The sequence below is a fragment of the Leclercia sp. W17 genome (assembly GCF_003336325.1).
Taxonomy (GTDB): Bacteria; Pseudomonadota; Gammaproteobacteria; order Enterobacterales; family Enterobacteriaceae; genus Enterobacter.
The window spans coordinates 3,389,183-3,401,028 of sequence record NZ_CP031101.1; the positions used below are offsets into that span (position 1 = coordinate 3,389,183).

Genomic DNA, 11,846 nt, shown 5'->3' on the forward strand with positions numbered 1-11,846 from the left:
CCGGTAAGCGCAGCGCCACCGGGGAGAAGCGGTTAACGCTGGCGGCGTTTGGCGTTGTCCATAAAGGTCCAGGCGATAAAGCGGCTCTGCTTCTGTCCCTGGGCCATCTCTTTTTTCACCACTTTCACCGCACCGACGTCGGTCAGGGCGCGGTAGAGGGGCGGCAGGTTTTCGCTGCGGGAGACCAGGGTGGTAAACCACTTCACCTGACGGGCAAACTGGGCGCTTTCGGCGATCATCTTCGTGATAAAGGCCACTTCGCCGCCTTCGCACCACAGCTCCTGCTGCTGGCCGCCGAAGTTCAGCGCGGCATCGGCCGCCTGGCCGAGGTTGCGACGCTTACGCTCGCTGCCCGCCCGGGCGGATTCAGCGGAATCATGGAACGGCGGATTGCACAGGGTGGCGTCGTACTGTTCGTTTTTATGGATGATACCCGTGAAGATCGCCGAGGCCTCTTTCTGACGCCGCAGACGGATGGCGCGGCTCATGCCGGGGTTACCGTTAATGATGGCCGTGGCGTTGGCAAACGCCTGCGGGTCCACTTCGCTGCCGGTAAAGCGCCAGCCATATTCATGCACACCAATCAGCGGATAAATGAGGTTCGAGCCGGTGCCAATATCCAGGAGGGTTGCCTCTGCGGGAACGACGCCATTGTTACCCTCCGCCAGCAGATCGGCGAGATGGTGAATATAGTCGGCACGCCCCGGCACCGGTGGGCAGAGATAGCCGTCCGGAATATCCCACTGCGTTACCCCGTAGAAATGCATCAGCAGCGCTTTATTCAGCGTCTTCACCGCCTGTGGATCGGCGAAGTTCACCGTTGGCTCGCCTGTAGGCGTCTGGGTGATAAATTCGCGCAGCGCCGGACAGCTCTCGCATAAGGCATTCATGTCGTAACGGCTACGGTGGCGGTTGCGAGGATGCAACCCCGGCTTCTGGGATGTCATGGCGTTCTCCTGTAAACAGCGGCGTAAGATACCCGTTGCGGGCGCAACGGTAAATATTTCTCTGCGCCGCAGAATAAAACACCAGAAATCAGTCACCTGTATGTCGCTGATTTGTCATGTAATTGTCAAAAAATGTCGTTCAAAAAATAAGCAGATCATCATCAATTTTTTGCCCTAAATCACACTCTGCCCCGTTCTACACTTAGTGTGCATCACCCGTTGTCAATCAGAGGAAGTGATTATGAAAAAATACCTGGTAATGCTCGCTGCCGCTTCACTGGCAGGTGCGTCGTTTGCTGCATGGTCAATCGAATCACTCAGCAATGGCGATACCGGTCAACTGAGACCAGCCGGAACCGTGCAGGCTTCTGGCGCAAGAGACCTTGACGATCTGCAGGACAAACTGGCTGAAAAAGCGCGTGAACAAGGTGCTAAAGGCTATGTGGTGAATTCTGCCAGCGGCGATAACACCATGTTCGGTACCGCCACGATTTACAAGTAATCCCCCGCCCTGCACTGCAACTGCAACTGCATCCCCCGGGGTGCAGTTATTTTTTGCCCAAAATCCACTTTGTGAAGTTTTTTAGCAGGCAATGTAAATTTACGTATTTCATTTTGTTGACGAGAGTGATAAAAAGTCACGCCAAATGATAATGTTTATCAAAATAATTATCATTTGTAGGCTCATTACGGATATCACGTGGCACAGGATAAGGCGCAGACCTGCCTGACAACGTAATGGAAACTCAATACTAAAAATTATAAGTCGCTAAACAATATGGATAAAAATCGCAACGTTCCGAACAGCTTTAACTCGCTGACCTTTTTTGCGGGTCTGTGTATCGGTCTTTCCCCGGTGGCGACAGCTCTTGCCGCAGACAGCACGGATAACAAACCTGACGATACCCTGGTGGTAGAGGCCGCCCAGCCTTCGCTCTATGCCCCACAGAAGTCTGCCGACGCCAAATTCAGCCGCCCGGTGGCAGACACGACTCGTACCATGACGGTGATCTCCGAGCAGGTGCTGAAGGATCAGGGCACCACCAATCTGACCGACGCGCTGAAAAACGTCCCGGGTGTCGGCGCCTTCTTTGCCGGTGAAAACGGCAACTCCACCACCGGCGACGCAGTCTACATGCGCGGCGTGGATACCTCGAACAGCATCTACGTTGACGGTATTCGCGACATCAGCACCACCACCCGTGACACCTTCAACACCGAACAGGTGGAAGTGATCAAAGGGCCGTCCGGCAGCGATTACGGACGCAGCGCCCCGAGCGGCTCCATCAATATGATCAGTAAACAGCCGCGTCTGGATTCCGGTATTGATGCCTCTGCCAGCATTGGCAGCGCCTATATGCGCCGTGGAACCCTCGATATTAACCAGGTGATGGGCGATACCTCGGCATTTCGTCTGAACCTGATGGGGGAAAAAACTCACGATGAAGGGCGCGATAACGTTAAAAACGAGCGCTACGGCGTGGCCCCTTCCCTTGCCCTGGGGCTGGGAACGGAAAACCGCCTCTACCTGAACTACCTGCATGTCACCCAGCACAACACCCCGGATGGCGGCATTCCGACGATCGGGCTGCCGGGCTACTCTGCCCCATCGGCAGGCACCGCGGCGCTGAATCACTCCGGCAAGGTGAACACCAGCAACTTCTACGGCACCGATTCCGATTACGACGATTCTACGTCTGACACCGCCACGATGCGCTTTGAGCATGACTTTAACGACAACACCACTCTGCGCAACACCACGCGCTGGTCGCGGGTGAAGCAGGATTATCTGATGACCGCCGTGATGGGCGGGGCCAGCAATATCACCCAGCCGGATCGCAACAACGTGGACACCTGGACCTGGTCGCGCAACGCCAACACCAAAGATGTCAGCAACAAGATCCTCACCAACCAGACCAACCTGACCACCAAATTTTATACCGGCAGCGTCGGGCACGACATCAGCACCGGGGTGGAGTTCACCCGCGAAACCCAGACCAACTACGGCGTGGATGCCCTCACCCCGCCGCCGGTCAATATCTATCATCCGAACAGCAATATCGATATCGGCGGTCTGAACAACAGCGGCGCCAACGCCAATGGCCGGACCGATACCTTCGGTCTGTACGCCTTCGATACGTTGCAGGTCACCCGTGATTTCGAGCTGAACGGCGGGGTTCGTCTGGACACGTACCATACCGAATATGACAGCGCCAGCATCTGCGGCGGCACGGGGCGTGGGGCTGTGGCCTGCCCGGCCGGCACGCCGAAAGGTTCCCCGGTCACGACGGTTGATACCGCCACCTCCGGTAACCTGGTCAACTGGAAGGCTGGGGCGCTTTATCACCTGAACGAATACGGCAACGTCTATGTGAACTACGCCATCTCCCAGCAGCCGCCGGGCGGCAATAACTTCGCGCTGGCCCAGGGCGGAACCGGCAGCAGCGCCAACCGCACCGACTTTAAGCCGCAAAAGGCTAAAACCAGCGAGCTGGGCACCAAATGGCAAGTGCTCGATAAGCGTCTGCTGCTGACCGCGGCGATCTTCCGCACCGACATCGAAAACGAAGTCGAGCAGAACGACGACGGCACTTACTCCCAGTACGGTAAAAAACGCGTCGAGGGTTATGAGCTGTCGGCAGCGGGTAACATCACCCCGGCCTGGCAGGTGATCGGCGGCTATACCCAGCAGCGCGCCAGCGTGCGCACCGGCAATGACGTGGCGCAGGATGGCACCTCTTCCCTGCCGTATACCCCGGAACATGCCTTCACCCTGTGGAGCCAGTACCAGGCCACGGACGATCTCTCCGTTGGCGCAGGCGCCCGCTATATTGGCAGCATGCACCGTGGCGCTGACGGCGCGGTGGGTACGCCATCGTTTACCGAAGGGTATTGGGTGGCGGATGCCAAACTGGGCTATCGCGTCAACCGCAACCTCGACATGCAGCTCAACGTCTACAACCTGTTTGATGAAGACTATGTCGCGTCCATTAACAAGAGCGGCTACCGCTACCATCCGGGCGAGCCACGCACCTTTATGTTAACGGCGAACATGCACTTCTGATCCCGCGTGGGGCTTCGGCCCCACCTTTCCGTGCACTTCTGTTAGCGCGTGGGGCTGCAGCTCCATGCTTCGGAGAACCATTATGATGTATCACATTCCGGGCGTGCTGAACGCCGATGAGGTAGCGCACTTTTGCGCCCAACTGGACCAGGCCCCCTGGATCGACGGGCGCGCTACGGTAGGTAACCAGGGCGCGCAGGTTAAAAACAACCAGCAGGTCGACACCCAAAGCCCGCTGTATGCCACGCTACAGGCCGCGGTATTGCAGGCGGTGAATCAGCACCCGCTCTTTTTTGCCGCTGCTCTGCCGCGCCAGATCTCAAGCCCGCTGTTTAACCGCTACCAGCAGCAGGAGACCTACGGTTTTCACGTTGACGGCGCCGTGCGCAGCCATCCACAAAGCGGCTGGATGCGGACCGATCTCTCTGCCACCCTCTTTTTAAGCGCCCCCGACAGCTACGAGGGCGGCGAGCTGGTGGTGAACGACACCTACGGCCAGCACAGCGTCAAGCTCCCGGCGGGAGATCTGGTGCTCTATCCCTCCAGCAGCCTGCACTGCGTCACGCCGGTCACCCGCGGCGTGCGGGTAGCTTCCTTTATGTGGATCCAGTCGATGATCCGCGACGATAAAAAGCGCGGCATGCTGTTCGAGCTGGATCGCAACATCCAGACCCTTCGCGCCCGCCACGGCGAAAGCGACGAAGTGCTCTCCCTGTTGAATCTCTATCACAACCTGCTGCGTGAATGGTCTGAAATCTAGCCGTTCGCCTTGATTGTACGTTTTTTGGCCCCATAGTTACTGAACAGCGCAATAACCTGTCAGGAGGGGTTTATGGCTTCCGGTTGGGCGAATGATGACGCCGTTAACGAACAGATCAACAGTACCATTGAAGATGCGGTGGCGCGGGCGCGGGGCGAAATTCCGCGAGGCGAAAGCCTGAAATTCTGCGAAGAGTGTGAAGAGCCGATCCCCGAAGCGCGGCGTAAAGCGGTGCCTGGCGTGCGGCTGTGCATCGCCTGTCAGCAGGAGAAAGATTCACACAACGCATCACATGCAGGATATAATCGCAGAGGATCGAAAGACAGCCAGTTGCGATGACTGGCCGTACGGCGACATCACCACGCAAGCGATTACCTTTTAGCGCATGCTTTTTCACCGCAGGTTTGGCAAAATGTGCCCTCACCGCCGCGTCTGTAAAGCGCAACGGCAAGAAACGTAAATCCATTCACTGAATTTATTAATATTCAATAACTTATTTGTCATTCAAATTTTTCGCATGATGACGTCAATTCTCTTCGATTTTATCTCTCGCAAAAAAGCGTGATACTTATCACATCGACGGAACAACGTCCCCTTAACAGAATAACCTGCGAGATACTGACCATGAAAACCATCAAATATGCTGTTGCTGCTGTTGCCCTGACCACCCTCTCTTTCGGTGCTTTCGCTGCGGAATCTGTAACCGCTGCCCAGGCAAACAGCATGAATAAAATCGGTGTGGTCAGTGCAGAAGGCGCGACCACTCTGGATGGTCTGGAAGCACGCCTGGCGGCGAAAGCTGAAGCGGCTGGCGCGACCGGTTACACCATTACCTCCGCTAACACCAACAACAAACTGAGCGGCACTGCGGTTATCTACAAATAACCTGACCCTTATCTCTGCTCTGCTCGCCGGTTCGCTGGCGAGATGTTCCAACCCTCATTGACCCTGTTGTTATTTTTTGGCCCGTCCATCGCTGGACGGGCCTTTTTTTTAGTTAAAAACTCTGGTTAACCCGCGCCAGCCCGGCATCGACCGTTTCAACCTGACCCGTCGCCAGCAAACAGCAGGCCATCTGCAGCTTGAGGGAGTGCGGCACCGCTTCGCGCCCGGCGAGGCAGCCCTCAATCCAGCGCGCCGTGGTTTCGGCATCTTTTGCCTGCGGCAGCACAACGTCGCTGTTCTCTTCGCCGCGCTCCAGCACCACCCGGGTGCCCGCCGCATCAATCAGCGTTAGCTGCGGACAGCGCTGCGGGTTGGCATAGACTTCGCCTTCCGTCCCGTGCATCAGGAGTCCTCTGCCGCCGATATCGGCAAAAAACGTCGCCACGCGGGTGACATATTCCGGGTGCGACACGCTGGAAAGGCGCAGCGCGGCATCTTCTGCAAAGGGCGTCGCCAGCTTGGCAAGGGTGTGGGCGCTGTTACGCACCCCCATGCGCCAGCGCATCGCCAACTGTTTTTCCAGCGGCGGACAGAGAGTGCTCACCGGGATATAGACCGGATGATGGCCGTCAAGCTTCGCCTGGGCCTGGCCGCCGTGACGAGTCGGCTCAATGCCCAGCAGGGTGAAAATGGTTTCCGTCAGCACGCGGGTCGGATCTTCACTCACGCCGTGCACCACCACCGGGAAACCCAGCTTATGCAGCAGGATCGCCAGCAGCGGGGTCAGGTTGGCCTGCTTACGTGCGCCGTTGTAGCTCGGGATCACCACCGGCATTGGCTTCGCCACCGGCGGCGTCAGGCGCAGAGTTTGTGCCTGCATCGCCTCATAGAAGCCGCGCATTTCGCCTTCGCCTTCACCCTTAATGCGCAGGGCAATCAAAATACCACCCATCTCCAGGTCCGGCACTTCGCCATTCAGCATCGCGGTATAGAGCGCCCGGGCGGTCTCCTGATCCAGGTCGCGGGCGTGGTTTTTCCCCCGCCCGACCTCTTTGATAATTTTGCGATAATCCACGTTGTTTCCCCTTGTGACATCTTGTTAACACTATAGCGTTGATAAGGGGCCATCGGACAGACATTTCTCTTATTGCTGCCGGGCGGCAACAACACCATCCCCTTGTAATGACAGTAAAAATAAAAAATCAAGCATTAATGAAATCACTATTGACCGGGTCAATAGTTATCTGCCAACGATTAATTTCGTAAATTACCCCCGCTAAAAAGTCGCCCCGCTTTTTTCCAAAAATTAATCACAACGGATGTTATAAACACCGGAATTCACTCAGGAATTATTATGCGTAAAATTGTCTCCGGCACCTTTATTGCCACTGCATTATGTTGTTCTGTCTCTGCCTGGGCTGCAACCAGCGGCGAGGGGCAAATTAATTTTACGGGTGAGATCATCGACTCCGCCTGCCAGGTGGTCAATGGTGTCAGCAGCCCGCTGGATGTTTCCCTCGGCAAAGTGTCGCAAAAGGCCTTTACCGGTTCCGGCTCCACCACCGCAACAACCCGTTTTGATATTCAGCTGAAAGACTGCCCGGAAACCATCACCAGCGCGGCCATCACCTTTGGTGGCTCCGCTGACGGCACCAACGCCAACGTGCTGGCCGTCACCCCAGGTACTGGTGCGGCAACCGGCGTGGGTATTCAGCTGCTGGATAAAACCGAAAATCCGCTGAGCCTCTATACCGCCTCGACCAGCTATGCGCTGCAGTCTGGCACCACCACCAACGATCTAGTATTCGGCGCACGCTATATCCAGACCGGCAGCACCATCACCGCCGGTTCGGCTAATGCGGTCTCCACCTTTACCGTCATGTACAACTAATCCTGCGGCGCCTGGCCTCTGCGGCCAGGCGTTGTCAGCTTTATTCAGAGTCCCACCATGCGTAAATCTATTTTCATCGCCTCCCTGTTAGTTATGACCACTGCCGCTCACGCCGGCGTGATTATCGAAGGGACCCGTTTAATTTATCAGGGAGATAAAAAAGAAGCGTCGTTAGGGATTTCCAACCCGGATAACCTCGACTACCTGGTGCAGTCCTGGGTAGAGAACGCCGATGCCGGGCAGGATAAAGCGCCGTTCCTCATCACCCCGCCACTGTTTCGCCTTGATGGCAAACAGGACAACGTCCTGCGCGTGGTGCGCACCGGGGGCAATCTGCCAGACGATCGCGAATCGCTCTACTGGCTGAATATCAAATCCATTCCCTCTACCTCCCGCAACGAGAGCAGCAACACGCTGCAAATCGCCATTAAAACGCGGATCAAACTGATCTACCGTCCGAGCGGAGTGAGCGGCAAGCCAGATGAGGTGGCGGATAAATTACGCTGGCACAAACAGGGTAATAACCTGGTGGTAAGCAACCCAACACCGTTTTACATGAATTTCCAGGCCATCACCGTGGGCGGCAAAAAAGTCAGCAACGTCACCTGGGTAGCCCCGGACAGCGACGCGCACTTTGCCGTGCCGGGCGGCATCACCGGAAACACCGTTTCCTGGAAAATCATCAACGACTATGGCGCGGTGAGCCACGCCTTGTCTGCGCCTCTGCAATAAGCCCGACGCTGCCATGGCCTGGGACTACTCCACCAAAGCCCCCCGTAATCCCCTGCGCGCCCTGCTGGTTGCCCTGGGCTGCGCGGTGCTGAGCGTGGGGGTGCAGCAGGTGCTGGCGGAGGATTACTTCAACCCGGCGCTGCTGGATATCGACACCCCCGGCCAGGGCAAAACCGACCTCTCGCTGTATGAGAAGGGCCCGGGCATCGCGCCGGGGAACTATCAGGTGGATGTCTATGTGAATAATAATAAAGTCGCCAACAGAAAAATTGCCTTTGGCCTGCAACAGCCGGCCAACGGCCCGGCCACCCTGCAACCCTGCCTCTCGCCAGACACCCTCAAGAGTCTGGGTATCCAGAGCGATAAATTCAGCGTCACAACGGATGACGGCTGTGTCGATCTCTCTGGGTTACCTGCCGCCAGTGCCACTTTCCGCCCCGGCCAGCAGCAGCTGCTGCTGAGCATCCCCCAGGCGGCCATCACACCGGTGCCCCACGGTTACGTGGCACCGGAAGAGATGGACAACGGGATCAACGCTTTTCTGCTGAACTACAGCTACTCCGCCGGGGATAGCCACGGCCGGGGTGAAGATAGCAGCCACGAGCGCAATGAATACCTGAACCTGCGGCCGGGACTGAACCTCGGCGCCTGGCGTCTGCGCAACTACTCCACCTGGAGCCGGACCCGGGACAATCGCACCACGCAGCACGACTTCTCCCCGGTCTACAGCTATGCCCAGCGCAATATCCTGTCGCTGGGCAGCGTCGTCACCCTTGGAGAAAGCTCCACCCCTTCCGACGTGTTTGATAGCCTGTCGTTCACCGGAGCGCAGATTGCCTCCGATGATGACATGCTGCCGGATAGCCTTAAGGGCTTTGCCCCGCGCATTCGCGGCGTGGCGCACAGCAACGCCCAGGTGGTGGTGCGCCAGAACGGCTACGTGATCTATCAGAACTACGTCGCGCCTGGCGCGTTCGAAATTAACGATCTCTACCCTACCGGCGGCAGCGGCGATCTGAACGTTACCGTCAAAGAGACCGACGGCAGCGAGCAGCACTTCGTGGTGCCTTACGCCTCGGTGCCGGTTTTGCAGCGTGAAGGCCGGTTCAAGTACAGCCTGACCGGCGGGCGCTACCGCAGCTATGACCACAGCGTGGAGAAGACGCCGTTTCTGCAGGGCACCGGGATCTACGGCCTGCCGTACGATATCACCGCTTACGGCGGCATCCAGACCAGTGAATATTACGATGCCCTGGCGCTTGGCACCGGGAAAAACATTGGTAACTGGGGAGCGTTTTCTGTGGATATGACCGCGGCAAAATCGCAGATGGCGGGACAAAAAACCTCCCGTGGCCGCGCCTGGCGGGTGCGCTACAGCAAAGACTTCGCTAACACCGGCACCCACTTTACGGTGGCCGGGTATCGCTACAACAGCGCCGGGTTTGAGACCATGGCGGATGTGTTTGACTCCCACACCCACGACGACGACTGGAGCCCGGCGGATCGCCGCCGTAACCGCCAGGAGGCCACTGTCGATCAATCCTTGGGCGGCTCCCTGGGCTCGTTGACGTTAAGCCTGGTCAAAGAGAATTACTGGCACAGCGATCAGAGCATGACCTCGCTGAGCATCGGCTATAACGGCAGCTGGCACGGCATCAGCTACGGTATCAACTATGGCCTGAGCAAAAACGTCCAGGATGAAGATGACAATGACGATGACCAGCGGGAAAACGAGCAGACCTTCGGCTTTAACGTCTCCGTTCCGCTGGATCACTGGCTGAGCAATACCTGGGTCAATTACACCTTTAACAACAGCAAGCATGACACCAGCCAGAGCGTCGGACTGAACGGCACTGCGCTGGCGGGCAATAACCTCAGCTGGGGGGTGCAGCAGGGCCACAGCCACGATTCCGGCTACAGCACCAACCTGAACAGCGATTACAAAGCCACCTACGGCGAGATGACGGCAGGCTATTCCCAGGATGACCAGCAGCGCCAGCTCAACCTCGGCGTGCAGGGGAGCATGATTGTTCACGCCCACGGCGTGACCCTCGGCCAGCCGATGGGGGATACGGTGGCGTTGGTGGAGGCGCCGGGAGCCAGCGGCACCAGAATCGAAAACCAGACCGGGGTGAAAACCGACTATCGCGGCTATGCCATCGTGCCTTACGTCACGCCGTACCATCACAACACCGTGGCGCTGGATACCGAGAGTCTGCCTGCGGGGGCCGACGTCGGCCAGGCAGCCAAAGTTATTACCCCAACTCGTGGGGCGGTTGTGCGTACCCACTTTAATACCCGCGTCGGCAGCCGGGTGCTGCTGACCCTCACCCGCGCCGATGGACGTCCGGTGCCCTTTGGTGCCACGGCGGCGCCGGCCCATGAGAGCGGCGAATTTATCGTTGGTGATGGCGGTCAGGTCTACCTGACCGGGATGCACGCCCGGGGCAGTGTCAACGTCAGCTGGGGCAAAGGCCCAGGCGCGCACTGCTCCGCCCACTATCAACTGCCGTCTCGATCCGCTGACCCGGTGATTAGCGTCACCGCGCAGTGCACCTGACAGCATCGAGGAAAAGATGAAACCCTTCCGTTACGGCTGTGTACTGGCCCTGTTTGCCACCCTGTTTCTGTTTATGCCGCAGGCCAAAGCGGCCTGCTCTACCGCAGATCTGCCCTGGACGGCCACGCCGGGTACGCTGACGGTGCCCGCTACGCTCGGGGTGGGCAATGCCATCCCGGGCTCCGCCCGCACGCACACGGTGAAGGGCCACTGTGACGCCGCCGACAGTGGTAAGCCCATCACCGCCTGCCATCTGGGCGAAGGCGATGAAATACCGGGGATGCCGGGGGTCTATCGCAGCGGTATTGAGGGGGTTGGCATTGAACTGCTGAACAGCGCCGGCCAGCCGGTGCAGGGCCGCACCGCCCACTGTGACAGCCGAAGTACGCCCCTGGGGTACGTCAGCAGCGATGGCTCCGGCAGCTTCAACGTATCGCTGACGATGCAGCTGATCAAAACTGCAAGCAAAACCGGAGAGCTGGCGTCAACAACGGTGCATAACGGCATCTGGTCACTGGGCATCTACCCCGATCAACAGCTGGGTCAGTTGAACGCCGTGCGCTATGGCGGCAACCTGGCGCTGAAGGCCACCACCTGCTCAGTGGATCCGAAAAGTCTGGTCGTTACGCTGGGGGATTTTCCGTTGAGCGGCTTTACCCATCGCGGCAGTTTCAGCAGCTGGAAAGCGTTCAATCTAACGGCGATCTGTTCTGATACTGTCACCATGACGGCCCGGATCACCAGCCCAAATGGCGCGACGACGATTAGCGATGGCAATGATGTTCTGAACCTGACGCCAGGCCCTGACAGCGCCAGCGGGGTGGGCGTAAGAATGACCCTCGGCGGGGTGGTATTACGCTACGACTACCCGATCCCCTTTGGCGACCAGACCATTCCCAACCAGCCTTTCGACCTGCCCTTCCAGGTGCAGTACTACCAGACTGGCGCTCAGGCGACCGCCGGAAGAGCCAATACCATTGCCACAATCGACATTGAATACCAGTGAG

General features: G+C 58.0%; 11 protein-coding genes. 9 read left to right on the top strand and 2 right to left on the bottom strand.

All coding sequences use genetic code 11. The features are described 5' to 3' along the window. Window positions 1–32: 32 nt before the first annotated feature. Window positions 33–947 carry a 23S rRNA (adenine(1618)-N(6))-methyltransferase RlmF gene (gene rlmF / locus DVA44_RS16785; RefSeq protein WP_168194493.1) on the bottom strand — a complete coding sequence of 305 codons (915 nt, stop codon included), beginning with the start codon at window positions 945–947 and terminating at the stop codon, window positions 33–35. 241 nt (window positions 948–1,188) lie between these two features. Here rlmF and mcbA point away from each other — a divergent pair, with 241 nt between their 5' ends. The 5 genes from mcbA to ybiJ all read left to right on the top strand — a co-directional run bounded on the left by mcbA (window position 1,189) and on the right by ybiJ (window position 5,656). Further along, complete coding sequence (mcbA, locus tag DVA44_RS16795; protein WP_103178789.1) at window positions 1,189–1,449, top strand: DUF1471 family periplasmic protein McbA; 261 nt, start codon at window positions 1,189–1,191, stop codon at window positions 1,447–1,449. A gap of 276 nt (window positions 1,450–1,725) precedes the next feature. Further along, window positions 1,726–4,011, top strand: coding sequence for a catecholate siderophore receptor Fiu (locus DVA44_RS16800; RefSeq protein ID WP_114387612.1), 2,286 nt, complete (start codon window positions 1,726–1,728; stop codon window positions 4,009–4,011). 82 nt (window positions 4,012–4,093) lie between these two features. Further along, the gene (gene ybiX / locus DVA44_RS16805; RefSeq protein ID WP_114387613.1) at window positions 4,094–4,771 is read left to right on the top strand and encodes a PKHD-type hydroxylase YbiX; all 678 of its coding nucleotides are present in this window, start codon (window positions 4,094–4,096) and stop codon (window positions 4,769–4,771) included. Between the two features lie 72 nt (window positions 4,772–4,843). Continuing rightward, the gene (locus DVA44_RS16810; RefSeq protein ID WP_039029401.1) at window positions 4,844–5,110 is read left to right on the top strand and encodes a DksA/TraR family C4-type zinc finger protein; all 267 of its coding nucleotides are present in this window, start codon (window positions 4,844–4,846) and stop codon (window positions 5,108–5,110) included. Window positions 5,111–5,395: 285 nt separating this feature from the next. Continuing rightward, entirely contained in the window at window positions 5,396–5,656 is a 261-nt protein-coding gene (gene ybiJ / locus DVA44_RS16815) for a DUF1471 family protein YbiJ (RefSeq protein WP_103178785.1), read from the top strand. Between the two features lie 112 nt (window positions 5,657–5,768). Here the strand turns inward: ybiJ and ybiB are convergent, their stop codons facing one another. Then, window positions 5,769–6,731, bottom strand: coding sequence for a DNA-binding protein YbiB (gene ybiB, locus DVA44_RS16820; protein WP_114387614.1), 963 nt, complete (start codon window positions 6,729–6,731; stop codon window positions 5,769–5,771). Window positions 6,732–7,010: 279 nt separating this feature from the next. On the opposite strand from ybiB, the gene DVA44_RS16825 reads away from it, so the two are divergent. Genes DVA44_RS16825 through DVA44_RS16840 form a run of 4 tightly spaced genes read left to right on the top strand, consistent with a single transcriptional unit; the run spans window position 7,011 to window position 11,845 of the window. Beyond that, on the top strand, window positions 7,011–7,547 hold the full coding sequence (locus tag DVA44_RS16825) for a fimbrial protein (protein ID WP_114387615.1): 537 nt from the start codon (window positions 7,011–7,013) through the stop codon (window positions 7,545–7,547). A 57-nt stretch (window positions 7,548–7,604) separates the two neighbouring features. Next, window positions 7,605–8,279, top strand: coding sequence for a molecular chaperone (locus tag DVA44_RS16830; protein WP_114315564.1), 675 nt, complete (start codon window positions 7,605–7,607; stop codon window positions 8,277–8,279). Window positions 8,280–8,292: 13 nt separating this feature from the next. Then, window positions 8,293–10,839, top strand: coding sequence for a fimbria/pilus outer membrane usher protein (locus tag DVA44_RS16835; RefSeq protein WP_114387616.1), 2,547 nt, complete (start codon window positions 8,293–8,295; stop codon window positions 10,837–10,839). Between the two features lie 16 nt (window positions 10,840–10,855). Further along, a complete protein-coding gene (locus DVA44_RS16840; RefSeq protein WP_114387617.1) occupies window positions 10,856–11,845 on the top strand; it encodes a fimbrial protein in 990 nt (329 codons plus the stop codon). Window position 11,846 lies beyond the last annotated feature (1 nt).

Bases quoted from the DNA above. Each gene is read 5' to 3' on its own strand.
- ybiX (WP_114387613.1), top strand. From the start codon at position 4,094: ATGATGTATCACATTCCGGGCGTGCTGAACGCCGATGAGGTAGCGCAC.
- DVA44_RS16835 (WP_114387616.1), top strand. From the start codon at position 8,293: ATGGCCTGGGACTACTCCACCAAAGCCCCCCGTAATCCCCTGCGCGCC.
- mcbA (WP_103178789.1), top strand. From the start codon at position 1,189: ATGAAAAAATACCTGGTAATGCTCGCTGCCGCTTCACTGGCAGGTGCG.
- DVA44_RS16810 (WP_039029401.1), top strand. From the start codon at position 4,844: ATGGCTTCCGGTTGGGCGAATGATGACGCCGTTAACGAACAGATCAAC.
- DVA44_RS16800 (WP_114387612.1), top strand. From the start codon at position 1,726: ATGGATAAAAATCGCAACGTTCCGAACAGCTTTAACTCGCTGACCTTT.
- DVA44_RS16840 (WP_114387617.1), top strand. From the start codon at position 10,856: ATGAAACCCTTCCGTTACGGCTGTGTACTGGCCCTGTTTGCCACCCTG.
- rlmF (WP_168194493.1), bottom strand. From the start codon at position 947: ATGACATCCCAGAAGCCGGGGTTGCATCCTCGCAACCGCCACCGTAGC.
- ybiJ (WP_103178785.1), top strand. From the start codon at position 5,396: ATGAAAACCATCAAATATGCTGTTGCTGCTGTTGCCCTGACCACCCTC.
- DVA44_RS16830 (WP_114315564.1), top strand. From the start codon at position 7,605: ATGCGTAAATCTATTTTCATCGCCTCCCTGTTAGTTATGACCACTGCC.
- DVA44_RS16825 (WP_114387615.1), top strand. From the start codon at position 7,011: ATGCGTAAAATTGTCTCCGGCACCTTTATTGCCACTGCATTATGTTGT.